Annotated in this window: 19 protein-coding genes and 1 tRNA gene; 11 read left to right on the top strand and 9 right to left on the bottom strand. The window is 45.8% G+C overall.

Going from position 1 to position 25,692, the window contains the following annotated elements; genetic code table 11:
* Positions 1–11: 11 nt before the first annotated feature.
* Positions 12–893 carry a malate dehydrogenase gene (locus Q0144_RS00565; protein ID WP_298060881.1) on the bottom strand — a complete coding sequence of 294 codons (882 nt, stop codon included), beginning with the start codon at positions 891–893 and terminating at the stop codon, positions 12–14.
* A gap of 108 nt (positions 894–1,001) precedes the next feature.
* Complete coding sequence (gene mltG, locus Q0144_RS00560; RefSeq protein WP_298060879.1) at positions 1,002–1,952, bottom strand: endolytic transglycosylase MltG; 951 nt, start codon at positions 1,950–1,952, stop codon at positions 1,002–1,004.
* 127 nt (positions 1,953–2,079) lie between these two features.
* Here mltG and Q0144_RS00555 point away from each other — a divergent pair, with 127 nt between their 5' ends.
* Positions 2,080–4,671, top strand: coding sequence for an AsmA-like C-terminal domain-containing protein (locus Q0144_RS00555; protein WP_298060878.1), 2,592 nt, complete (start codon positions 2,080–2,082; stop codon positions 4,669–4,671).
* Complete coding sequence (locus Q0144_RS00550; RefSeq protein WP_298060876.1) at positions 4,668–5,729, top strand: tyrosine-type recombinase/integrase; 1,062 nt, start codon at positions 4,668–4,670, stop codon at positions 5,727–5,729. Before Q0144_RS00555 ends, Q0144_RS00550 begins: the two co-directional genes overlap by 4 nt.
* 945 nt (positions 5,730–6,674) lie before the next feature.
* Here Q0144_RS00550 and Q0144_RS00545 read toward each other — a convergent pair.
* The 4 genes from Q0144_RS00545 to Q0144_RS00530 form a co-directional block, all read right to left on the bottom strand.
* Positions 6,675–7,319, bottom strand: a complete 645-nt coding sequence (locus tag Q0144_RS00545) for a ferritin family protein (protein WP_298060875.1) — start codon at positions 7,317–7,319, stop codon at positions 6,675–6,677.
* A gap of 403 nt (positions 7,320–7,722) precedes the next feature.
* The gene (locus Q0144_RS00540; protein ID WP_298060872.1) at positions 7,723–8,397 is read right to left on the bottom strand and encodes a histidine phosphatase family protein; all 675 of its coding nucleotides are present in this window, start codon (positions 8,395–8,397) and stop codon (positions 7,723–7,725) included.
* A gap of 44 nt (positions 8,398–8,441) precedes the next feature.
* A complete protein-coding gene (locus Q0144_RS00535) occupies positions 8,442–8,999 on the bottom strand; it encodes a rhomboid family intramembrane serine protease (RefSeq protein ID WP_298060870.1) in 558 nt (185 codons plus the stop codon).
* 770 nt (positions 9,000–9,769) lie between these two features.
* Positions 9,770–10,405 carry an NlpC/P60 family protein gene (locus tag Q0144_RS00530; RefSeq protein ID WP_297895564.1) on the bottom strand — a complete coding sequence of 212 codons (636 nt, stop codon included), beginning with the start codon at positions 10,403–10,405 and terminating at the stop codon, positions 9,770–9,772.
* 125 nt (positions 10,406–10,530) lie between these two features.
* Between Q0144_RS00530 and murA the strand changes: the two genes are divergently transcribed.
* The 9 genes from murA to Q0144_RS00485 all read left to right on the top strand — a co-directional run bounded on the left by murA (position 10,531) and on the right by Q0144_RS00485 (position 21,648).
* Complete coding sequence (murA, locus tag Q0144_RS00525) at positions 10,531–11,799, top strand: UDP-N-acetylglucosamine 1-carboxyvinyltransferase (RefSeq protein WP_298060867.1); 1,269 nt, start codon at positions 10,531–10,533, stop codon at positions 11,797–11,799.
* A gap of 234 nt (positions 11,800–12,033) precedes the next feature.
* On the top strand, positions 12,034–13,215 hold the full coding sequence (locus Q0144_RS00520) for a molybdopterin molybdotransferase MoeA (protein WP_298060865.1): 1,182 nt from the start codon (positions 12,034–12,036) through the stop codon (positions 13,213–13,215).
* Between the two features lie 61 nt (positions 13,216–13,276).
* A tRNA-Gly gene (locus tag Q0144_RS00515) sits at positions 13,277–13,351 on the top strand.
* A gap of 76 nt (positions 13,352–13,427) precedes the next feature.
* The gene (locus Q0144_RS00510) at positions 13,428–13,982 is read left to right on the top strand and encodes a UbiX family flavin prenyltransferase (RefSeq protein ID WP_298060862.1); all 555 of its coding nucleotides are present in this window, start codon (positions 13,428–13,430) and stop codon (positions 13,980–13,982) included.
* On the top strand, positions 13,982–14,458 hold the full coding sequence (coaD, locus tag Q0144_RS00505; protein ID WP_177387474.1) for a pantetheine-phosphate adenylyltransferase: 477 nt from the start codon (positions 13,982–13,984) through the stop codon (positions 14,456–14,458). The genes Q0144_RS00510 and coaD overlap by 1 nt, the downstream gene beginning before the upstream one ends.
* 71 nt (positions 14,459–14,529) lie before the next feature.
* Positions 14,530–15,618 carry a hypothetical protein gene (locus Q0144_RS00500; protein ID WP_298060859.1) on the top strand — a complete coding sequence of 363 codons (1,089 nt, stop codon included), beginning with the start codon at positions 14,530–14,532 and terminating at the stop codon, positions 15,616–15,618.
* An 830-nt stretch (positions 15,619–16,448) separates the two neighbouring features.
* A complete protein-coding gene (gene tmk / locus Q0144_RS00495) occupies positions 16,449–17,075 on the top strand; it encodes a dTMP kinase (protein ID WP_298060857.1) in 627 nt (208 codons plus the stop codon).
* 315 nt (positions 17,076–17,390) lie between these two features.
* Positions 17,391–17,978 carry a hypothetical protein gene (locus Q0144_RS00490; protein WP_298060856.1) on the top strand — a complete coding sequence of 196 codons (588 nt, stop codon included), beginning with the start codon at positions 17,391–17,393 and terminating at the stop codon, positions 17,976–17,978.
* Positions 17,979–18,621: 643 nt separating this feature from the next.
* Positions 18,622–21,648 carry a TonB-dependent hemoglobin/transferrin/lactoferrin family receptor gene (locus Q0144_RS00485; RefSeq protein WP_298060855.1) on the top strand — a complete coding sequence of 1,009 codons (3,027 nt, stop codon included), beginning with the start codon at positions 18,622–18,624 and terminating at the stop codon, positions 21,646–21,648.
* A gap of 887 nt (positions 21,649–22,535) precedes the next feature.
* Here Q0144_RS00485 and ychF read toward each other — a convergent pair.
* Genes ychF through Q0144_RS00470 form a run of 3 tightly spaced genes read right to left on the bottom strand, consistent with a single transcriptional unit; the run spans position 22,536 to position 25,692 of the window.
* Positions 22,536–23,639 (bottom strand): redox-regulated ATPase YchF, encoded by a 1,104-nt coding sequence (gene ychF, locus Q0144_RS00480; protein WP_298060854.1) that lies wholly within the window; start codon positions 23,637–23,639, stop codon positions 22,536–22,538.
* Positions 23,640–25,100 (bottom strand): leucyl aminopeptidase, encoded by a 1,461-nt coding sequence (locus tag Q0144_RS00475; protein WP_298060850.1) that lies wholly within the window; start codon positions 25,098–25,100, stop codon positions 23,640–23,642.
* Positions 25,075–25,692 (bottom strand): DedA family protein, encoded by a 618-nt coding sequence (locus Q0144_RS00470; RefSeq protein WP_005870565.1) that lies wholly within the window; start codon positions 25,690–25,692, stop codon positions 25,075–25,077. Before Q0144_RS00470 ends, Q0144_RS00475 begins: the two co-directional genes overlap by 26 nt.

Raw genomic sequence — 25,692 nt, 5'->3', positions numbered from 1 at the left:
CTTTATTTCCACTAAAACTTCAGTTCCGCTATCCGCTCACGCATCCGTTCAAGCTGCTCGTAAAACTCGCCCGAGTAGGCGAAATTTCTCTCTATCGCACCCATTTTACCGACGCTTACGAAGCGCCCCAAAGGCACTCCCGATCTATCCGCGACGCAGCAGGCGAGCGTGCCGCAGGTATCAAAAAGGATATATTTTATGATCTTTACGATCCCAGCAGCGGGCGCCAAATACGCCGACGTGCCCAGCAGCTCGCCGATCTGCGCGCCGGCGCGTTTGGTATTTTGCATCGCGCGCTCGAAAATTTCATCCGAAATTTCAAATCCCAGCTCGTTTTTAAGCGCGATCATCTCTTCGCTATGCGGGCCCACGATCGCGCTTCTCATCGATGAAATTTCCTTGCCGCTCGCTCGCGCGAGTTCAAATTTAAGCCGCGCGCCGTCTAGCTCGCCCGCCATGCCGATGACGCGCTCTTTCGCAAACCCGCTAGCCTGCAGCGCCGCATAGACCATCATATCAAGCGGATTGGTAACGACGACGATAATGGAGCTAGGCGCGTATTTTGCGGCATCTCGCGCGCATTGCGCGACGATGGCGGCGTTGCTGCCAAATAGCTCCTCCCTGCTCTGCCCCGCCTTTCTTGCGTGCCCCGCCGTGATCACGACGATGCCTGCCTCCGCTATGTCGCCGGGCTCCGTGCTGCCGCTTATGCGCAGGTCGCGCTCATAGACCGCCGCCGTATGGGCTAGATCGAGTGCCTTGCCGCGCGCGATCCGCTCTACAGCATCCACAAGCACGATGCTATCTATCTTTTGGCTCAAAGAATCACTTACGATAAGATCGTTCGCTACCGCTGCGCCGATGTTTCCCGCGCCAAATATCGCTATTTTCATTGTTATCTCCCAAATATCGGCCCGCATTTTTATAATTGCGGGGTTTAAATTTTAAAATTTAAAGACGAAATCTCGTTTTTAAATTTAATACCGAAACGGACTTAAATTTTACCTCTGCGCCTTTACGTTGCGCTCGTGCTCGGCTTGCGTGCGCGCAAAATCGTGAAGCCCCGTCTTTTTATTTCGCATAAAATACAGATACTCGCTCTTTGCGGGCGCGAAAACGGCGCGTATCGCATCGCGAGAGACTACGCACACGGGCTCTTTGGGAAGTCCGTCGTTGAGGTAGGTGTTGTAGTGGCTGGTGTCGGTGCGGATGCGCTGCGGAGTGATTTTGACGTGCGAAAACTCGCCGTAATTCAGCGTGCCGTCCATCTGAAGGCGCATATTTTTGGCTAAGCGGTTGTCGATGACGGAGGCTACGAGGGGCATTTCATCTGCGTTTGCGGCCTCTTTTTGAATGACCGAGGCCTTGATCAGCACCTGCTTCCACGCCGTGGCGTTATAGTCGCCGCTAAGCTCGCGCGACAAGTCTTCGTGGAATTTTTGCGCGCTTGAGATGAGATGATCGATGATATTTTTTTCGCTTTCGTTTTTGCTAATTTTGTAGGTTTCAGGCACCAGAAAACCCTCGTAAAACGGCGCCGTGGCGTTGTATTCGCGCTCAAGCTCGCTAAAGCTTAGCCCGCGATCTTTTGCAAGCTGTTTTAAAAACACGATCGTCGTTTCTCCTGGGATCAGCTTGATCTCGTTCATCACGGGCTTTGCGACGCTTAGCTCATACAAAAATTGATATTTGGGCAAATTTTCGCCGCTAAGCTCCAGCTCGCCGGTTTTTGCGCCGCCGTAAAAAGAAAGCAACCTCGCGTCGAATTTGCTAAATTTAGGATAGCTCTTAGAGAGTTGCGATAAAATTTTGGTTGAGCTGCCTTGTCCTATCTGCACGGTTGCCGCGTTGCCGACGCGCTCGTGTAGATCAAAGCCCACGGCTAAAAGCACGATAGCCGCAAGCTCGATACAAATGCACGCCGCTTTGATGAGCTTTATAAAGAATTTCATGCGTTCCTTTCAAAATTTAGCTGAAATTATAGGCAAATAAGCCAAAATTTTGAATAAATTTCATATTATAAGCGCAGTTTTTCGGCACGCCCGATTTGATTTTGGGGCGGAGTTTTTTAATGAGGCGATGATGTTTAGAACTTTGGCTAGATTTTTTTTGTGCATAACCATACTTTTTATAATCTGTGCGGTAGGCCTAAAGCACGGTATTGCGATTTCGCAGCTGGACGTGGGCTTTGCAAAGCTTGAGGGGTTTTATCTCAAGCTAAATAAAAGTCTCGTGCTGCGTATCAAAAATCTTGAAATTACGCAAAATAATACACAAAATTTAGAGCAAAATTCCACCGATCTGCGCACGCAAAGCGAGAAAATTTTAGAATTTAGCAAAAAAATCTCGCTCATCAACTCCTTTTTTGAAGAGATCGACGTAGACAATATGAAAATAAAAGGCGAAAGCCTGAAACTAAAATACAAAAGCGACGTTTTTTACGCCGACACGCAGTTTTTTAGGCTAAGCTCAAAGATCATGCCGAGCGCAAACGGGCTGAACTTCGATCCGATCGAGCTTGAGCTAAATGATTTTAATCTCACTCTGCACGGCACGGCACGAGCAAATTTCAGAGCCGATACGTATGATTTTAACGGCACCTTCGCTTCGCACGAGATCGCGGGCGAGCTTGACGTGCACAATATCGGCTCGGAGTTAAATATCGAGATAAACCGCGCTTCGGCCTTGAGTCTGAAAAATTTTATGAATGAGCTGGGCGCGCTTACGGGGCTAAATCCTCTTGCGAATGAGTGGATCTACGGCAAGGCGGTCGCGCAAAACTACTATATCGAAAACCTCCACGCCAAAATTGATCTGAAAGATCCGCGCCCGATCGCCGAAAACGTCAGCGCCACGGCCTACGCGCAGGATCTTACGATAAAATTTCAGCCGCAAATCGAAGCCGTAACGGTAAAAGACGCAAACATCACGCTCAAAAACGATTATCTAAGCTTCACGCTGAACGAGCCTAAATTTAAAGGCAAAAGCCTGGAGGGAAGCGGCGTGCGTATCGGCGGTCTTTTTGAAGAAAGACCGATCGTATATCTGGATCTGCGGACTAAAGAGAGCTTGGGCAAGGACCTTGTAGATATTTTGCAAAGCTACGGCATAAACGAGCCCGTATATCCGCTAAGCGGCGGGATCGATGCGCGCGTGCTGATAGACGTGGATGTCGAAAAGGAAAGCGCCAAGGTCGATGCGAACGTAACGCTAAAAGATGCCGATCTGATGATCTCAAAGGCAAAATTTCACTCCAAAGCCGCGCGGGTGCACATCACCGAGAAAAAAATCGATATCAAAGACGCGAACCTGCAAAATGAAATTTTTAACGCCACGGCAAGCGGCAGTATCGACATCGCCACGCGCAAAGCTAAATTTAACGGCATAATCCATAGCTTTAATCTCTCCCCGAACGGCAAAGAAATTTTAAAATTTGGCGACGCGCGAGATAATATGAGCCTTGATTTTAGCGGCAAAGCGCCAGTGCTGAGCTCGCAATTTTTAGGCGCAAAGATGAGCTTCGGCGAGCGGATCGAGATTAGCTCGCCCGATATTAGCGGAATTTTGCCCTTTTCTAAGACGCTTAAAAACGCGGGCATTAGCGGTGGAGACCTTAAAATTTTAACCAGCGATTTTACAAATTTGGATATCAGCAGCAACAATCTCATCTTTGATTTCGGTCTGCTGAACAAGGACGGAAGCCATTATAAAAACGACTCTTTCGCGCTTCGGGTGCGCGGAGGCGATCTGGACGGCTCTAGCGGAAGCGGTAAAATTTCTCTCAAAATCAACAAAGGCGGCAACTTCGTCGCTCTAAAAGACGTGGACGTCGCGATCAATACAAGCGTGCAAACCAGCGAGTTTAATAGCGGCACGAAGGAGCGCTCGCCGATAAATTTCAGCGGGCAAAACTCTTCCATCGTGCTATCCGATCTTAATAAGACGCTAAAATTTACGCACTTTAACGGCGTGCTGGACGGCAAAAATATGAACCTAAACGCGAATTTCAAACGCGGCGACGTGAAGTTGATCTTTAAAAAGAGCTTGCTTCAAATTTTTGCGCAAAACATCAGCGGCGAGGCGCTCAATCAGTTCCTAGGCTCGCAGAGCTTCGACGGAGGGGTATTTACGCTAAAAGCAAGCGGCATCGATCCGCGCAACTATCGCGGCGAGATCAACGTGCAAAACACCTATCTGAAGGACTACATCATCTATCAAAGGCTGCTTAGCTTTATAAACTCCGTGCCGTCGCTACTTACGTTTAAGACGCCTGATTTCAACGATCGCGGCTTTAGCGTGCAGAAGGGTAAAATTTACTTCCGCCGCAGCGGCGATAAAATTTATATAAACGCGATGAACTTTACCGGCAGTAGCGCAGACATCGCAGGTAACGGCGAAGTGGATATGAAAAGCGGTGCGCTAAATATCGATCTGGAGCTTAAATACCTCAAAGACGCAAGCTCGATAATCTCAAAAATCCCGCTGCTAAATCATATCATCTTGGGCGAAAACAACACGATCTCAACGATCATCGAGATTCGCGGCACAACGAAAAAACCCACCTACTCGACCGGCGTTGCGACCGACGTGCTAAAAACGCCGTATAATCTCATCAAAAACACGCTGATGCTGCCTTTTGTGATCTTCGGCGACAGCGAGGAGAGCAAATGAAATTCCCGCTCGATTATAAGGATAGCTTTGAAAAATCGCTGCTGTTTTGGCTCGTAAAATTCGTGCGCTACAAGCTAAGCGCGCTATCGAATAAGGAGCTGAAAAACGACGCGCTGTTTCGCCGCGCAAGCCTGGCGCTAAATCACGAGGTCGCGAATATCAATGAACTCGAGCGGCTCGCAAAAGACGCTCGAAACGCGGGCCTTACCGGCATCAACACCTATTTTAATCCGCTTAAAAAATTTTACGAAGCGATAGTAGAGTACGGCCTTGAGAGTATGAAAAATATCGATGAGGAGCTTTTGAGCGAAATTTTAGCCTCGATTACGGGCGGACTGAGCGATGCAAGCAAAAAAAACTACCGCATCGCCGTGATAAATTTTTTCGGCTTCATCGACCGCCAAAACGAGCAGGACGGCACCTCGCACAACTACGGCATCGAGCTTAAGCACTGGGGCGGCGTTAGCGGCAGCCGCGGCACGAAGCTTCCGGAGTTTATGAGCGAGGAGGAGCTGAAGCGGTTTTTGGACGCGATAAATCTAAGCGAGTTTCCCTCCTTTGCCCACCGCAACCGCCTGATCGTAAAAATCATCGTCTACACCGGCATCCGCGTGGGCGAGGCGATAAATCTCAAGCGCAAAGATATCGCGCCCGAGGGCGATCTTTTCGTAATCCGAATCCGCGGCAAGGGCAATAAATACCGCATCGTAATGATCAAGCGCCACCTGATCGAGGAGCATCTAAACGCGCTGGAGACGAACTTCGCTAACAAAGAGGGCTATCTTTTCGTCACCAAAAACGGCGCGCCGCTTACCCAGGCCTACGTCAGCGGCATCGTGGAGAAAATTTTAATGAGCGCGGGCATCCGCAAGGAAAAAAACGGCGCTCACATGCTGCGCCATACCTTCGCGACGATGCTTTACAAAAAGCAAAAGGACCTCGTGCTCGTCCAAGAAGCCCTCGGCCACGCGAGCCTCAATACTTCGCGCATCTACACCCACTTCGACAGCGACAAACTGCGCCTTGCGGCAAAGGTCGCGGAGGAATTCGAGGAGTGAAATTTTAAAATTTGAGATGGCGCGAGGCTTGCTTGAGCGAGATTTTTTAAATCTCGTTTTGATGCGACTTTGAAATCGTTTTTTATGAAATTTATTTTCTAAAAAATTAGAATTTTACTTTGAAAAATTCTGAAATTTGTTTTTCATACTCGCATAACAAAACCCAAAATTTTACCTTCACACTTTAGAATTTAACTCATTAACTCGGCAAAATTTAAAATTAACGCGCGAGCCTTAGAGCTTGATCGCAAAAGAATCTAAAATTTTACTCTTTTGGAATATAGAATAATTTACTTTTTAGATTTTCTCATGTGATTTTGCCTAAAATTCCAGATAAATTTAGTGCAAAATTTCATTTAAATTTTGACGATACGGGATTTCATCCGAGGATTTTATAAGCAAAAGATAATCGACATATTAAGAGGTAGCGGATATAAAAATTTATCTGCAAATTTCACAAGGATAGAATTTCTGATTTAAAATTTAAACCCTCGAAATTTTATAGTTTGATTTGCTTTCAAATTCTCATCGCACCGTATTCGCCTTAAAATTTAAAAATGCAAAAGATTTGCCACCAAAGTTTGCTGCAAAATTTACCGACGCGAAGCTTGTTTTGTAAACAGCGCAGGAATCATATAGAAATTTCTAATAAAATTTAAAGAGATAAAATCATCGGCATGATTTATTTTAGATTTATTTTACGACAGAAATCCCGCTCTTGCGAGCAGGATTTCATTTCTTAGGGGGATAAGAAAAGGAGTTTAGGCTAAATAAATTTAGCCCGAGATTTCGTCTAGCCACGGAATTCGCGGCAAAAAGGAGCAAAAAGACGAAATCTCGCGCAAAATTTTAAGTCGAGATTTAAGCGATCGGCTCGCGACAATAAACGAGATTTGCGACGGCTTCAAAAACTATCGCAAAAAACGCTGTGCCGCAAGCGTCAAATCAGACAAGCCTTTGTTTTTTGAAATACTCGCGCGGAGCCTTGCAAAGCGGACAGGCGCCTGGAGCTTTCTTGCCGCGATGAACGTGCCCGCAGACCTCGCACACCCAAACTTCCTCATCAAAGCTCTCGAAAAAGCCCTCCTCTAGCAGGATCTTTTGAAGCTCGTTGTATTCGCGCTCGTGCTCCTCCTCGACCCTACCGATAGCGTTAAAAAGGCGCGCGACCTCTTTTTTGCCCTCTTCAGTCGCGATTTTAGCGAAGCTCGGATACATGCTCTCGTGCTCGTAGCGCTCGCCAGCGGCGGCATCAAGCAGATTTTTATCCATTTTATCAAGCGGAATGCCTGCGACCGCGTGATGTGCCTTTAGCTCGGCTCTGGCGTGCCATTTTTCGTTTTCGGCAGCCTCGTAAAAATGTCGCGCAATGGCGTGAAAGCCCGCCTCTTTGGCTAAATCACCGTAAAGATCGTATTTGTTGCGCGCCTGAGACTCGCCTGCAAACGCTTTCATCAAATTTACCTGCGTCAGATCCTCGGTGATACATTTCATCGGCTCGCCGCAGCAGCTAAGCGCGCCGCCGCCTACTTTTTGCACCTCGACCTCCGCGCCGCATTTGTCGCATCTGTAAGTTTCGTACTGTCTCATTTTAATTCCCTATCAAAATTTTTAGGGAATGATACCACGGCTACTATTAAATTTTACTTAATAAATTTTATTCTTCTCAATAAATTTATGTTTTTGAGAAAATTTTGGCACGAAATTTCCATTCGCAAAATCTAAACTTAAGGTTTTTCAAAGCAAATGAAATTTCAAGCAAAAGCGCTAGCGCTCGATTATCTAAAAATATAAAATTTAGTTTTTTAACTCATTTAGTCTACGATTTTCAAGGCAAGCCACATCATTGGAAATTTTTAAAATTTAAAGTTATCTCAAAAACAATTTGCTATTTTGCCATATGGTCTTATTTCGCGAGTATATGACAATGCCGGGCAAAAAGCAGCCTTAAATGCAGCCGCCCGATTGTAATTATGAAGCGTTAAAAGCGTAATTAAGGGCGTTGTAACATTACCATTTTGCCGCTATGATCGGTAATATCTGAGAATTTATGAATGTTAAATTCTAAGCCGCAAATCGAGCAAGGAGGAAATTTATCGACTTCCTTCTTGCCTAAAAGCGAGCAAATTCCGCCTATTGCCGGATTATGTCCAACGATAAATACGCATTCCGCGCTAGCTGCGTTAAAATTTCGCATAACATCTGTGCTAGAAATTTCCACATCATTGCAAGATAGCGCATTATTTTCGCTAATGCTAGCGGGAATTTTAGCGCTCTTAAAAGCAGAATTTTCCGCGTTTGCGTCGCGAGGTTTTTCGCTACTCAGACCAACCGCATTGTATTTTTCAACATTCACACTGCACCCAAAAAATCGTTTCTCATCCAAGCTGCGAACAAACTTTGCCAAATCCCATAAGCTTGCGTCGTATAACTCTCGCAATGACGCTACCCTTTTTATCGCATCCAACGCATTAGCGATAATTTGCGCCGTATGGAGTGCGCGTATAGCCGAGCTTGTAATAATTAAATCAGGCGTAAGTCCCAAGCTACGCAGCTTTTTTCCTAGTTTAATTGCGCAAAGTTCGCCCGCATGACTTAATGTCCGCTCAAAATCGCTTCCGTTGCCGCTTTGCGCCTCGGCATGTCTTATAAAATATATCCGTTTCATCTGCATCCTTTCACAAAATTTTATGTAAAATTTAGCGTTAAATTCTATAAAATTCTAAATTTTTTCTGGATCATTCCAAAGCCATAACCGACCACAAATCCCGCTATGTGCGCATACCACGCCACATTTATGCCCATTAGCATCGGTGCAAAGCTCATTATCAAAATCGCGACAAAAATCCCACCCGCATTGCGTTCATCAAAATAAGCAATCACGCCTAAAAGCACGCAAATAGCGCCGCTAGCGCCTACGATATTGACGATTTCTCCCATGTTCATGGCATAACGGATATAAATCAGGCACAAAGCGCCGCTCAGCAGCCCGCCTACGATGTAAAGTAGCGTAAATTTTATCCCACCGAACGCTCGCTCTAAAATCCCACCAAATTGATATAAAACCGCCATATTCATCACTAGATGCATCACTCCGCCGTGCATAAAAAATGAACTTAGTAGCTGCCACGGCATCCCTTCGAAAAAATATGGATTGAGCCCAAAAAATAGATAGGACTTAAAGCCAAAAAAATATTCTAATGCGAATGAAATCACGAAAAATAGGACATTCGCCACAATGATCGCGAGCGTAAATTTGCCTGATTGCATGAAACTCCTTAAATTTTTCACGCATAGTAGCGAAATTTTGATTAAATTAAAGGCGTCGTGTAATTTTATAGGCTCGAGATAAATTATAAATAAGCTAGCATCAAAATTTCGGCGAATAGTTTTAATTGCAAGCGCCTTATCAAAATAGCTGCGCTAAAATTTAAAATTTAGATATAAAACTTTAAACTAAAATTTCCTTAATAAAATTTAGATCGTAAATCTTTTTTAAAACTTTACGGAATTCATAGAGTTTATCCGACGTAAATTAAAAAGCAAACACGCTGTAAATTTAATGACGATAAAATTTCAGTTATATAAAGCTACTTTGTAGAATTTTATGTAAAATTATAAGTATAATTTCACTAGAAATAACAAAAATTTGAGTTCAAATTAATTTCAAAATAAATTTTTAGAGTAATATTTTATTAAATGCTTGTTATATATAATTACGCGTTAAAAATGCTAATTTGATTTGCCATAACAGCATCAAAGTGAGTTTTTATTCATAAGTTTTTGCTGCAGGAGTTTAAAAGCCATAAAAATTTTAAAATTTGATTAGAATTTTAGGAATTTAATAAATTCTATAAAGCAAGTCATAGCTAGAATTCCAAGCTAAATTATCTGCAAAATTTTACTTGAAATTTTAGAGCCTAAATCAAACCGCCGCGAATTTTTAAAAGGTCTAACAAAATTCTATAAAATCTAACAAATCCCAATTCAAAAGTTATAAGAAATTTTTCAAAAAATACGGCGAAAGAATTTTCAAAATTCTAGTTATTCACCCGTCCATATCCTGCGAAGCGGTTTGATGCTAGGCAGCTTATGCGGTCTTTACCGCAGCGCACGATATAGCTATTTTCCATCTTTTGCCCCGCTACGTGGACGTTTTTCTTATTTAAATTTACGAAGTCCGCTTGATTTCTACCACGAGTATTGTGGACGAATTTCACGCGACCGTCGGCATAGATTTCGCGCACGATACCGATATGACTGATTTCGTTATTGACCTTGCCTTTGTTAGAACGCAAGGTGTTTTGAAAAAACACCAAATCCCCCACTCGCGGCGTATTGCTGAGTAAATTTCTACGGCTGTAATAATTATATATTGCTTGGGATTTGCGTCCGTTTGTGAAATATTTCGGCAGATCTTTTGAGTTAAAAAATAGATCATCGTATTTATCATTTAGCACGGTGATAAATCCGCTGCAGTCCCCTCCTGCGCGAGTGCCAGTGTAATCGTCTACAGATGCGATTAGCGGGCGATTAAACTCGCTTCCTGGCACCGAAGTTATTCCTTCTTCATGATCGTTTAAGACATACGCTTGCTGGCTGCCAGCAGACGGGGCTTTTGAGGAGCAACCGACCAGCAAAAACGCACCCAAAGCGCAAATAATTAGTTGTTTCATATAAAAAATCCTTATAAAATTATGTAACGATTAAATTTGGGCGTAATTTTAGCGCTCAGTGGTAACAAAATGGTAACTTTAAAGCTAAATTCTGTATAATCGTCGAAATTTTACACGGAGAAATCATGCATTATCTACGAATTAACGGGGGCAAAAAACTAAGCGGCAGCATTAAAATAAGCGGCGCAAAAAACGCCGCATTGCCGCTCATAGCCCTATCTATCCTTTCAAAAAACGAAGTCGTAATTAAAAATTTACCTGCAGTTTCCGATATCCACACGCTAATTCAGCTGCTTTCAAATTTAGGCGCAAAGTGCGAGTTTCTTGACGCCAATATCACCAAAATCGATCCGCGCGAGGTAAACTCGACCAAAGCGATCTACGACATAGTACGTAAAATGCGAGCTTCGATCCTGGTGCTGGGGCCGCTTTTAGCGCGGTTTAGACACTGCGAGGTAAGCCTTCCGGGGGGCTGCGCGATCGGCGCAAGACCGATCGATCTACACCTTAGCGCGCTTGAAAAGATGGGCGCGGAGGTTAAGATCGAGCAAGGTTACGTCGTTTGCACCGCAAAAAAGGGGCTTAAGGGCGCGACTATAAATTTTGACAAAATTACCGTCACCGGCACTGAAAATATCGTAATGGCGGCGGCCTTAGCAGGCGGCACCACTCATATCATAAACGCGGCAAAAGAACCCGAAGTAATCGCCGTTTGCAACGCATTAAAAAGCGCAGGCATCGACATAGAGGGCATCGGCACGAACGAGATCCTCATTAAAGGAAGCGGCGGTGAGCTTTTAAGTTTGAACGAAATTTCGATTATTCCCGATCGCATCGAGGCGGGCACCTATCTGTGCGCAGGCGCGATCACGGGCTCTCGTATCACGATCACGCACGCTTGCGCGGCTCATCTTGGCGCCGTGCTTGCAAAATTTGAAGATATGGGCTTTAAATTTGAAATTTCAAACGGTGACGACGAAATAACGATCCTGCCCGCCTCAAAGATCAAACCAGTAGAGATTATAACGAGCGAATATCCGGGCTTTCCTACCGATATGCAGGCGCAGTTTATGGCGCTAGCATGCATCGCCTCGGGCGTCAGCACCATCGACGAGAGGCTTTTTGAAAACCGCTTCATGCACGTTAGCGAACTCTCAAGAATGGGCGCGGATATCCGTTTAAACGGACACATCGCGACGATTAGCGGCGGCAAGCTAAACGGCGCGGACGTTATGGCGACCGATCTGCGCGCCAGCTCAGCTCTCGTTTTAGCCGCCCTTGCAGCGCACGGCGAGAGCAAAATACATAGAATTTACCACCTGGATCGCGGCTACGAGAGACTAGAGGCTAAGCTTGGTGCGCTTGGCGCGGACATACAGAGGCTTGAGGAATGAAGACTTCGGAATAAAAATCTTGCGCAAGCAAGCAAAATGGAATTTTATGAGTGATATGCTTTGAAATTTTAAGCAACGCTCGCATTAAAATAAGGCAAGTTTGAGCCCGTGAAATTTTGCGCATTTATTTGGGTAAATTTTGCTTTTCAAGCTTTGGCGCAACATAAAATTTAAGGCTACACGAGGTCTTTACTATGCGAATTTTAAATATAAAAATGATAAAAAGGACTTAAAATGATAGGAATAAATGAGGCTATAGATTTGGCTACGGCTAGAATCACATCAAGCAGGCGGAGCGAAATGGTGCCTCTTCCCAGCGCTCTAGACCGCATCCTTTCTAGCGATATTTCAGCGCTTAAAAACCTACCCTGCTTCGATAATTCGGCGCTTGACGGCTATGCCTACGCGGCGGAATTCAAAGACGAAAAGCTAAAGATCGTAAAGCCTACGATTTTTGCGGGAGATGAGAAATTCTACGAAATCAAGGCTGCGCAAGCGCAAAAGATAATGACCGGCGCGCCAATGCCTGCAGGCGCGGACTCTGTCGCGAGGCTAGAGGATGTAGACGCGCAAGGTGGAACTCTAAAAATCCCTGCTTCCGTTCATGCCCACGACGGCTTTCGTAAAAAAGGCGAGGAGGTGCGCGCGGGCGAGCTTTTATTGCGCCGTGGCGAAATTTTAAACCCTGCCAAAATCATGCTTCTTGCCGCGCAAGGAATTTACGAAGTAAGCGTTTACGCGCGTCCTAAAATCGCCCTATTTTCCAGTGGAAACGAGCTAAAAGAGCCGTGGCAGAGCGCAAGCGAGCGCGAAATTTATAACGCCAACTCTAGCGGTATTGCTGCATTGCTGCAAAAATACGGCTTTGAAAACGAGTATTTAGGAATTTTAAAGGATGATTTTAGCGCGGTTTGCGAGGCGCTAGATACTGCTACGCGTAAATTTGACGTGCTAATTACCAGCGGTGGAGCAAGCGCTGGGGAGGCGGATTTTATGCAAAGCGCTATGAGTGAACTTGGATTTTTGCAGGTTTTTGATCACATTGATATCAAGCCCGGCCGTCCCAGCAAGTGCTTCGCAAAAGACGGCAAATTCGTCTTTGCAATGGCAGGCAATCCAATGGCTGCTTTCGTGCTTACGCGCGCAGTCATACTGCCGATCCTATTTAAGCTTAGCGGCGCAAGCGAGGCTTTTAGCGCAGAAGCGGCGATCTATGCCAAGCTCGCAAGCGATCTGAAGCTAAAAAGCGGCAGAGTAAATTTAACCGTAGGCGCATATGAAGGCGGAGTTTTTACGCCTATGCCGTCGCCTTCTGGGCGCATCAGACCGCTGGCTGCGGCATCGCATTTTTTCTTGGCTGATCCCGAATGCGACAAAGTTCTCGCTGGAGAAATCGTAAAAATTTATGAAATTTAAGCGAGAAATTATTGACAAATGAAAATTTATAGGCTACAATCGCGCTTTATTTTTATCGCATGCGGGAATAGCTCAGTGGTAGAGCGCAACCTTGCCATGGTTGATGTCGCGAGTTCGACTCTCGTTTCCCGCTCCATCTTAACTTCAAATTTTAAAATTCCTTCCGCCGCGTTTGTTTTTAAACCACAAAATTTCGATATGAAAGCCTTGAAATGAAAATTTTAGTTTGCGTAAGCGGCGCCAGTTTTTGCGAGATCGGGCTTGATCTGCTTAAATTTCTTGCCAGCTCACCGCATGAAATTCACGCCGTGCTTACGCAGGGCGCGCGCCGCGTTCTACGCGCTGAAAGCGGCATAGACGCGGACGAGGTCTTAAAATCCACGGAATTTATGAGTGTAAAATTTTATCCCGATACCGATCTGGGTGCGCCGCCCGCTTCAGGCTCCTTTGGCATTGATGCAGTGATCTTTGCGCCCTGCTCTATCGGCTCTTTGGCTAAAATTTACGGCGGGCTTTGCGACAGCCTAAGCACGCGCGCCGCCGCAGTCGCGCTAAAAGAGCAAAAGCGGCTAGTTCTTGGCGTGCGTGAGATGCCGCTTTCTGCGATCAGCCTGCGACAAATGAGCGAGCTAGCCGCGCTAGGCGTCATCATCGCTCCGCCCGTGATCGCAGGCTACTGCGGCGTGCAAAATTTAAAAAATTTCATAATCGGCAAGTGGTGCGACGCGCTGGGCGTGCAAAACGAGCTGTTTAAGAGGTGGCAATAATGCAAAACTCAAGAAAATGTATCTATCCGGGCACTTTCGATCCTATCACGAACGGCCATCTGGACGTCATCAAGCGTGCGCTAGGGCTTTTTGATGAAGTCATCGTCGCAGTCGCGCTAAACGAGAGCAAAAAGCCCTACTTCAGCCTAAAATCCAGACTAGAGATGGCGCGAGCCGCGACACGCGGGCTTCGTGGCGTGAGCGTGCAAAGCTTTGATAATCTACTCGTGGATTTTGCTAAATCTTGCGGCGTGCGCTTCGTTATCCGTGGACTCCGCGCGGTTAGCGACTTTGAGTACGAGCTGCAGATCGGCTATGCAAACGCCTCGCTATGGGAGGAATTTGAGAGCGTGTATTTGATGCCGACGCTCAAAAACGCCTTCATCTCAAGCTCGATTGTCCGCTCCGTTCTAAGCCACGGCGGCGATGTTTCGCACCTGGTGCCAAGCGAAATTTTAAAATTTTTAAAAAAATGAGCTTGCAAGCGACTGAAATTTAGCCCGCAGGCGCGGCTAAATTTAAAATTTGAAGCTGCATGGGAGATAAAATGAACGAAGCAATGGATGAGATAGAAAGACTGCGAACGTTTTTAAAAAGCGCGAGAGATGAATACAAAGCCTTAAATAAAATAGCCGAAGCGCAGGTCGTAAGCAGGCGCTGGGCGTCGGGTAGTTATATCAATTTAGAGCCGTTTTATTTCGAATATAACCGCTTCTCAAAGGGCAAAATTTTAAAAGCTAAACCAAAAAAGATCGCAAACGCCTACGAATACGGCTTTGACGCGCAAGATCGCGTCGTTTTTGAGAGGCAGTATGACGACAAAAAATCTTCCTGGGATAATTTGTATTTTTGGGGGCGGGACGAAGTTTTAAAATATCACTTCGGTTGCTACAACAAAAAATGCTCAAGATGCTTCAATATAAAAAGATTTATCTATGAAAATGGCGAGCTAAAGTCCATCTACTCGGCCTTTGACAACAACGCCTATGGGATAGAAAATTTTACTTACGAAGGCGGCAAGCTCGCACAAAGACGGGAGTATGTAGAGCACCCTCGCGCAGGCAGAAGGAATGACGTAACAAACTATGAATTTGACGCAATGGGCGAGCTAAGCTTAATAACCGAAAATGGTTATGTGCGCTATCAAAAGCCCGATAAGGATATGAGCTACAAAAAGCTCTATGAGCTCGCCGCTCAAAGGCTGCTGCCCGCGATTAAAGAGACGATCAAAAAGCACGCGCCGAATTGCAAACTCTACTGCATAAATTTAGCTTGCGACAATAGGAGTTTGCCGCCGATCATCGGATTCGGCTCGCAAGAACAGCGCGCGCAGTGGCTTGTGCGAAAAGATGGCTGGCTTCTTTGGCTCGTTCCTGATTACGAGTTTCGAGCCGAGGTCGAAGTAGACTACGAAACGGCGAAAATTTTCGATCTTTTCAATCAGGAAACGCAACTAAACGATAAATATGCGCAGGCTAAAAAGCTTATTTGGGGGTGCGTGAAGCAGCTTAAAGCAGGTCTTGGCGAATTTGCGCTCGATATGACGGAGGATTTTACGATCACGGCTACCGATTGCGATCTTAGCGATCTGCGGAAAAATTTCATAGCAATAAATCCCGAGCCGATAAACGTATAGGGCAAAATTTAAAATTTCATCTTTCGGCGCGTAGGACGAGCTTTGCGCCTTCGCTCATTGCGGCAAAATTTCATGATCTGCGGCGGCTAAAAATTTTATCGGCGCCGCGATTTTATATTTTGTCATCGCACGCGGCGTCCGCCCGTCGCCGCATCTACTGCGTTATCGGACAATATACCATGCTTTATACGGCGCCCGATGCCTTCCAGACTCGCTATCTGTTTTACTAAAAAACATACGCTACCTCACACCGCCTTCTTCACCGACGCGCCGCCTTTCGTTTATCTAGCGCCCGTTGTTCTGCCGGGCGCATACCCCGCTCCGTTTCCACCTCGCATGACGCGCGCCATGTCCCGTATAACGCCCTACTTCGCTCGGCACGCCGCTCTGCCGACATATACTCTCTCGCCCTACTGCGTGGCGCATTGCTTTGCTCGCTTCGATACGCCGATCCAATTTGCCCGATGTGTCGTCCCGCTTCGTCCGATACATACCCTATGCGTCGCTCGACGCGCTGTCCGCCTCATCTACGCGCGCCGTCTTTATCGACCGGCGCTCCGCTCGGTACATGTCCGTAAGTGCAAAATTTACTCGCCTGCTGTTATGCGGCTCATCCGCCCAAGCGCTAAATTTAACCGCGAGCCGTGCCGCAAAAATCAAGAACCGAGCAAAAAAGCGCCCGATAAAATTTTACACCGAAAGATCAAAATCGGCTAGTACAAGCTCGCGCAAAAGTCCGATTTTAAGGCGAAATTTTACGCCCGGCTATTTAAAAAAGCCGCTATTTAGCTATAAATTTGTAAAATAACGCACAAATTTAAAGGCGAAAAATGTATGTAATATTCGAAGGTATCGACGGCGTGGGCAAAAGCACGCAAATAGCGCGGCTGGCGGCGACTTTCCCGCAGGCGATCGTGACCAAGGAGCCGGGCGGTACGAAGCTCGGCGAGGCGGTACGAAGCCTCGTTTTGGGCGAGGATTTTAAGTGGCGGCGCGGCAGCGTAAATCTGCGCGAGGCCTGCGGCGAAATTTCAAAGCGCGCCGAGCTGCTTTTGTTCCTCGCAGACCGCGCCGAGCACTACGAGCGCGTGATAAAGGGCGGCGCAGATAGGCTCGTGCTAAGCGATCGCGGCTTCATCTCAGGGCTTGCCTATGCGCTGGCAAACGACAAAAACGCGGATCTTAGCGAGCTTATCGCGCTTAATAAATTTGCGCTTGGAGGCAAATTTGCGGATAAAATCGTGCTGTTTTCGGCGGACGAACAGCTCGTCATGCGGCGGCTTAAAACGCGCGCTAGCAGCGATATAATCGAGGCTCGCGGACTCAAATACCTAATGCGCGTGCAGGAGTTGATGGCGCGGGCATGCGCGGCGTGCGGCGTTGAGACCCTGCAAATCGACGCCGCACAGTCTGAAGAAGCGATCTGCGATCAGATAAAAAATTTCATACTTTCTTAAAATTCTAAGACGCGGAATTTTGCCGCGGGAATTGATTTCTGAGGCTTGCCGTGAAATTTTAGCTATGGAATTCCGCCCATAAAATTTCATCTTCGAATTTCGTTTATGGAATTTTACAGGCGTGGTTCTAGGTAAAATTTCATGGGCGAAATTTGTTTTATAATTTCGCGGCAAAATTTCGCCATAGAATTCTGTCTTAAAATTCCGCCATAGACCGAAAGGGCGTGGGATTTCATAAGCGAAATCTTGCACGGAATTTTAAGCCACGGATTTGCGGGTGGAATTCCGCTTAAGCTTTAGATTGAAAGGATAATGATGAAGACGTTAAGGTTTGTTTTACGCAAGGTTTTTAAATTTATATTTCTGTTTTGGGTGGTCATAAGCTCGCTTTTGGGTAGCTATATTATCGCGGATAAATTTTTCGGCCGCACCGTCGTGGCCTGGACGCTCATCCGTGATTTTAGCAGCGCTTCGCTGGATCTGAAGGATTTTAGCATCAGCGCCCGCTTAAGAGCTACCACTATCGGCGGACGATCATGGCGCGACGAGCGCGAGCCAAAGCCCGACTTTTCGGACGACAACTCAACCGGCGCCCCGTATGAACTAAGTATAAATTTTGAGCACGTGAGTGCGCCCGGGATCGTGCTGAAAAACATCAAGCTCGAGCAGGTGCAAAGCGGACGCATCGTGTTTGAAAAGGATGAGCTAGAGGTGCCGATAGAGATGGGCTATAGCGGTTACAAAAGCGGCGAATTAGAGATACCTGATCTCGATTCTGCGCATGTCAAACACAGACTGAGCGTCGAAATATGCGTGTCTGGGGGCGCTTGCACAAACTTCGTGCATTATTTCTTGCCATACAGGCATGTAGAGGGCACAGCGGCTCTGCGAGGTATCTTTTAGCCGCGAAAGATTCGGCGCGAAATTTTAAAACATAAAATTTGCGGCGGTATGGGTTAATTTGGCTGAATAAACGAGTAGATTATTGATGCCCGTAACGTGGCGGTATAGTTTATTTATGTGGTGGGATTTTGCCGCTCGCCAGGAATTTGTGATTTCGGGGCGCATAAAATTTATAGCGCAGCGTGAAATTCTACCCGGCAAAAATTTATGCCCTATTCCGGCACCGATAAATAAATCTGCTAACAAATCCCGCGAGGCGTCAATCTATTAAGATCCTAAATTTATAACGCAGCGATATGGGTATAAAATTTTAAAATTACCGGCAAAAATATCATAATTAAAAAAGCGTGTTACATATTATAAAATGCGCTTTATTATCATTCGCCCTTTTATAATTTTCAGTATTTTTGCTAGCCGTTTCAAAAACGCTTTGCAAAATTTAGCGCTATATTAAAGCTTAAAATGCACCTATTACGTATTTTTCGACCTATTCAAAATTTTATACTTCTTAAAAATCAAAATTTTAGCCATTTAAAATTTATACTTGAATTTAAACTGCAATTTAATTAAACATTAAAAATCTTTGTATTATTATTCGCCGCGTTAATAATCAATTCTATAATCATTAAGTAAGGAAATATAAATGTTTAGAAGATTCTCTCTCTCTCTCTATGTCTCGCTGCTCTTTTATGGCTCGCTTTACGCGGAAGAGCCGGCCAACTCACAAGAACTGGGAACTATCCAGGTAACGGGCAATGTCGATTCGCAAAGCGTAGCCGAGCAAAAGGTCGGCGAAACTAAAACTACCGCGCAGACTATCAAGAAGCAGCAGATCACCGATAGCAGAGACTTGGTGCGATACCAAACGGGTATCACAGCGGTCGAGACGGGCAGATTCGGCGCTAGCGGATACGCCGTTCGCGGTGTGGACGAAAACCGCGTGGCTATCACAGTGGACGGACTTCGCCAAGCAGAGACCTTGAGCTCGCAGGGCTTTAAAGACCTCTTTGAAGGGTATGGAAATTTTAACAACACAAGAAACGGCGTAGAGATGGAAAACGTCAAAACGGCCAATATCACCAAAGGAGCCGATTCCATAAAAGCGGGAAGCGGCGCACTCGGCGGATCGGTTATGTTTGAAACCAAAGACGCCAGGGATTTCTTGACGGAAAAGAACTATCATTTCGGCTTTAAGCAGGGCTATCAAAGCGTCGATAGTCAAAATTTTCACTCCTTCACCGGTGCAGCTAGATACGGCTGGTTTGATCTTTTGGTTATAAATACCGATAGGCACGGACATGAAAGAAAAAACTATTTCTACGACATATATGATAGTAAAGAGGACAAACTTCATATAGGAAAAACTCGCGAAAAGGCAGACCCATACACCATAACCAAGAAGAGCACGCTCGTAAAAGTGGGATTTCAGCCGAGCGATAACCATAGATTGTCTATCGCGATAGATGACTCGAAGCAAAATTCCGACGGCGAGGACCTTTCTTATACGTTAAGAATGGGTAGCCGTCCGGATGCTCCGGAACGATATGGAAATAGAACAAACCACGATAGCTCTACCAGAAAAAACGTGCAGTTTAGCTACGAATATGTCGGAGATACTCCACTTTGGGACAGTGTCAAACTTTCGTATTCTTGGCAAAATATTAAGAACCGTGCAATAAATAAAGAGGGTTGCCAAGGCAATAGATGCCAGAATGTGCAAAATCCTTCTGGGATGCATCTAAATGAAAGCTCAAGCGGTTATGATATCGTAGATAAAAACAATAGACCCCTAAGCGTTGATCCGCGACCTGTCGAAGAAGGCGAAGAAATTATTAAAGATGGTTCGGGCAATATTCTAAATAGGGGCAGCGATTATAAAAAAAGGGATGGTGAAGGATATTATTTGGATTGTTCCAAAGTAAATTGTAATAAAAAATTCAAAGTATTAAAAGAAACATACGATGGAGATACTTGGGAGTATAATTACGAATTAGTGGAAAGAGAGATAGAAAAGCATACTCTTCCTGACGGCAGAGTTTACGGGACTATAAAAAGAGATCCGAGCGATATGGACACTATGACAAAGGCTTATAAGCTATTTCATTTAACTCCATATACCGATGGTTACAATTCCGTCCAATACACTGATAGGACTCTAGAAACTAAGACATTTCAGGTTAATCTAGATTTAGAAAAAGAATTTAGTCTATTTAATTTGATAGATAATTCTATATCATACGGCGGACTTTTGGATCAAACAGATAAATCTATGACTAATAAAGATGGATTTTACTCGGGTGATTCACAATGGTGGGATAATATACTCTTCGGTAGAACTCCTGGAAGTGGCGTGCCAAACCCTAATTACCATATGAATGGTAGTCAAAGAAGCAATACCACTGCGGTGAGTACCTATCTGATCCCAGTGCAAACTACGACTGTAGCAAGCTATATCGGGGATGAAATTCAAATAACTAAATACGTAGGCTTCGATCTCGGTTATCGCTTAGATTTTGTAAACCATAAACCAAAATATACCGGCCATCCTGAAGTGCCAAGAGGCATCATAACCGGTCTATGGGTGCCGTATCCTTACAACCCCTATGACGGAATACATGGTTACTACACTCCTTATGGAGAGGAAAATTATCAGCAAAATTTAAAATTCCTGCTAAGAGAGAAGGAATACAAAAGCGGCTCATATAAACTAGGTCTAAATTTAGACCCGCTGGATTGGATGAGGATACAACTAAAGGGCTCCAAAGGCTTCCGCGCTCCGACATCAGATGAGGCGTATATGACCTTTAAGCATCCGGACTTTTCTATCCGTCCTAATATATTTTTAGAACCAGAAATTGCAAGGACGAAAGAGATCGCTCTTACTTTTTATAGCGAGAGAAGCCGCATAACTTTCGATGTTTTTAAGACGGATTATAAAAATTTTATCGATCTTGAATTTTTGGGAAATTTACAAGTCGTAGATCAGCAGATACCATATCCGTTTTATCAAAACGTAAACCGAGATAGCGCCAAAGTGCATGGATTTGAGATAAATACCCATCTGGAGCTCGGCGATGTATCGGAGAGCCTGGAGGGATTTAGGCTGGGATATAAATACAGCAAACAAAAAGGCAGAATGTCGTGCGCCAGTAACGGCTCAAACGCTAATAATTCGAACTCAGGATGCAGTAGGGGCGAAGAGGTGCCGATGAATGCGATCCAACCGCCTACTTCCGTCTATAATATCGGCTATTCTACGCCCGGCGACAAATATGGCATTGATCTTTTCATCACCGACGTAGGAGCCAAGAAGCGCAAAGATACCTACAATATGTATTGGAAAAGCCAAGTCGAAAGAACGGATCCGTATTGGGGGCACATCGATGCTTCTATAGTAAACGGAGAGCCCGTAACCGATAATACCAAAGGTTGGCGAAGCGGTGATTATACGGTAGTGGACGTTATTGCTTATGCAAAGCCGCAAAAAAATTTTAACTTTAGTCTAGGCGTTTACAACCTAACCAACGCCAAATATATAACTTGGGATAGTGCGCGCTCGATCAGGGCTTTCGGAACGGTCAATATGATCGATCAAGCGACGGGTGCGGGCATCGGCAGATTTTACGCGCCGCGCAGAAATTTTAGATTTAACTGGGAGATAACGTTTTAAATCGGCTGCTTGCTTAGACGCTAGCGCTAAGCACGATTAAAATTTATCCAATAGGCTCAAGCAAATCCAAGCTTGCTTGAGCTTCCGCAAGCTTTAAAGCAAACGAAAAGCAATCGGAAAACTTGGGATGCGGATTTTGAAAAACATAAAATTTGTAGCGGCATGATTTCTTGACGCGACGGGATTTTATCGCTTGTCGTATTTCTCCATGAGACAGAATTTTGCGATTTAGCGGCACATAAAATTTATAGCGCAGCGTGAAATTCTGCCCGGCAAAATTTAAAGAGACGGAATTATGAAACTCCGCACAGCGTATTTGTGCGGCGGAGTAGCGCTATTTTCTTGCTTTTATGAAAAGTTTACGCCGCAACGCACGCTTTGATAAATTTTACGCGCGTAATATCCGCGCCGCGCGCTAAAACATCCACTAAATTTGAAGTCATGAAATTTAAAATTTGCTAAATGCCAAGTTTGTAAGCCGCAAATTTAAACGCAAAACTCAAATACTATCGCGCGCAGATACAGCTTTGAGATCTTAGTAAAATTTTACCCTTTAAATTTACGCGCAGTTTTCGCCGTATATAAATTTTGGCGCGATTTTGGAAGTATTTCTTAGACGTATTTGCTAGGCGAATTTAAGCGCAAATCCAGCGCAGTGCAACTTTTTGCTTGCGTAAAATTTTAACGCAAGCAAAGCCGATTAAATTTGACCTCGAAATTTTAACGATATTTTAGCGCACAAGTTTCGTTTTGTTCTAGCGATACAAATTTCAGCTAAAATCCGCTGCTCGCAAAAATCAAAATTTTATTAAACCCGCGTTTGAACCAAAATTTACTAAATTTTGAGGCTAGCGCAGACCAAATTTCAACGCACCTAAAAATAAATTCTAAACGTTAAATCTAAAGTGCATCACGTCGCCGTCTTGCACGACGTAGTCTTTGCCCTCAAGACGCATCTTGCCCGCTTCTTTCGCCCTGCCCTCGCCGCCGAACGCGATAAAATCATCAAATCCGATCACCTCGGCTCTGATAAATCCGCGCTCAAAGTCGTTGTGGATAACGCTCGCGGCTTTCGGAGCCTTCCAGCCTTTCGTGATAGTCCACGCGCGAACTTCCATCTCGCCGGCGGTAAAGTAGCTGATGAGGCTGAGCTTTGCGAAGGATCGCTTGATGATGAGTTCCAGCCCGCTTTGCTGCGCGCCCAGGCTTTGCAGCATCTCGTGCGTCTCCTCGTCGCTTAAGCCTATCAGCTCCTCTTCGATCTTGGCGCAGAGCTTGATCACCTCGGCGCCGCGGGCGTTTGCGTATTCTCTTACGCGCGCGACATATTCGTTATCCTGCGCGATTCCGTCTTCGTCCACGTTTGCGCCGTAGATTACATCTTTGGCGCTAAGCAGGCGCAGCTCGCGATTTAAAGCGACGTAGCTTTCGTCCTCTTTGAGCGTGAAATTTGAAGCGGGCTTGCCGTCGTTTAGATGCGCCAAAAGCTCGTTTGCTACGGCTAGCGCCTCTTTAGCGCCCTTTTGATTTGTTTTGGCTTCCTTGCCGAGACGCTCGATTTTGCGTCCAAGCTGCTCTATGTCCGCTAAAATAAGCTCGGTTTCGATGATCTCGATGTCGCGGATAGGATCGACGCAGCCTTCGACGTGGGTTATGTCGCCGCTTTCGAAGCAGCGCACGATATGAAGGATGATCTCGCACTCGCGGATATTTGAAAGAAATTTATTCCCCAGCCCCTCGCCTTTACTTGCGCCGCGCACGAGGCCTGCAATATCGACGAACTCGATGGTCGAATGTACGATGCGACCGGGCTTAACGATCTCCGCAAGTTTGCCTAGCCTGGCATCGGGCACGGGCACGACCGCTTTATTAGGCTCGATCGTGCAGAACGGATAGTTCTGCGCCTGCGCGTTTTGCGCGCCGCTAAGTGCATTAAAGGTGGTGGATTTACCGACGTTCGGAAGCCCTACGATTCCTACAGAAAGCCCCATCTACGCGTCCTTTAGCTCTTTGGCTAGAGCCTGTAAAAAGTACAGGCTGGCTCTCACGCCCGCGCCAGTCGCGCCCGCGGCGTAATAGCCCCACGCCTTTTCCAGATACGCGGGCCCCGCGATGTCGAGGTGCAGCCACTTGTCTTTATACTCGTCTTTTATAAATTTGTCCAAAAACAGCCCCGCGGTTATCGCGCCGCCGTATCTGCTGGAAGCGCAGTTGGAAACGTCTGCGATACTGCTTTTGATTAGCTCGCGCAGATAATCGTTAAATTCCAAAATGCTAAATAGCTCGCCGCTGCAGCTGCTAAGATCTTTAAATTTACGCTTTAGCTCCTCGCTGTTTCCCATGATACCGCTCGTGTATTCGCCAAGCCCCACGACGCAAGCGCCTGTAAGCGTAGCCATATCGATTAGCAGACCTGGCTCAAGATCCTGCGCGTAGCTTAAGCAGTCGGCGAGCACGAGCCTGCCCTCTGCGTCGGTGTTTCGCACCTCGATACTCACGCCGCTGCGGCTAAGCAGTACGTCGTCGGGCTTATAGGAATCGCCACCGATCATATTTTCAGTAGCGCCGATGACCGCATGTATCTCAAACGGTAGTTCTAGCTCGGCGGCGCCCTTGATGATGCCCATCGCAGCAAGCGCGCCGCTTTTGTCGCTTTTCATCGTAAGCATATAATCGCTCGGCTTCAGACTTAGTCCGCCGCTGTCATAAGTAAGCCCTTTGCCCACGAAAACGACGCGCTTTAGGCAGCGCTGCGGTTTATAGATCAGATGAATTAGGCGCGGCGGATGAGCGCTGGAGCGATTGACCGCCAAAAACGCATTCATATTCTGCTCGCGCAAAAAGTCCTCGTCGTAAATTTTAACGCTCACGTCGTCGTAGTTCGAGGCTAAAATTTCAGCCTCGCTCGCCATCTTTTCTGGCGTGTAAATTTCAGGGATCTCATTGACGCCGTCGCGCGCGAAATTTGCGGCGTTTGCCATCACGGTGCCCTGCTGCACGCCGTAGTTCATCTTTTGCACGTCGGGGCTACTGCCGCCGTACTCCTGCGTCGAGATTAAAATTTCATTCAAGCTGGAGTTTTTTTTATCGCTTTTGTATTTGTTAAACTCATAACCGCCCAAAAGCACGCCCTCTACCATCGCCATCGTGCTTCTGCGGTCGCAGCCGCATTTGTAAAAGGCGATTTTGAAATTTTTAATCGCGTAGCCCTTAAGCGCGTTGTATGCGCTCGCAAGTGCTGTGCGGATGTGGTCATATTCTAGCGCCTTAACGCCGATGTACAGCCGCCCGCTCTCGGCAAGCAGCAGATTGCCCTCGCCTTTGTAATTAAAAAGCGCAAACTTATCCGTGTCTTTAATAAACTCGTGATTTAAATTTTTATCCACAACTAAAATAACTTCAAAATCCGCCTCTATCTCGTTAATTTTACGATCTAGCAGTTTTACTTTCATCTCGTTCCTTTCGTGAGTTCATAAAGTGATTTTCCATACGTTTAAATAGCCTAAAAAATAGATATAAAATTCCGCCTATGATAGGTATCGCAAAATACCAGTGTTGCTCGATTAGCCGCAGCCCGCTCCAGATCTCCTCGCCAAAATACCACGCCAAAATCATCGTCGCGCCCGACCAGCACCAAGCACTAAAAAGATTGATAATCGCAAATTTCTTTGCGCTGTAGCGAGTGATACCGATACTCATCGGGATGATGACGCGGAAGCCATACATATAGCGCTGCATTAAAATTATCGGCCAGCCGTAGCGTTGCAAAAGCAGGTGCGCGATCGCAAATTTTCGGCGCTGTGCCGCGAGTTTTTTACTGATATATTTTTTGTTGTAGCGCCCGATATAAAAATAAAACTGATCGCCGCAAAATGCCCCAAGACCCGCGACAAAGATACCTAGCGGCAAATTTATGTGCCCCTCGTGCGCCATGATACCGCCCAAAATCAGCGCGATTTCGCCTTCTAAAATACACCAAACAAAAAGCACGATATAGGCGTATTGGTGGTATTCTTGCAGTAAATTTTTAAGTAGCTCTTCCAA

Source organism: uncultured Campylobacter sp. (assembly GCF_938045345.1).
In the GTDB taxonomy this organism is placed as follows: domain Bacteria; phylum Campylobacterota; class Campylobacteria; order Campylobacterales; family Campylobacteraceae; genus Campylobacter_B.
Note: the sequence above shows the minus strand (reverse complement) of the source record. Positions and strands in the feature narration are given on the sequence as shown.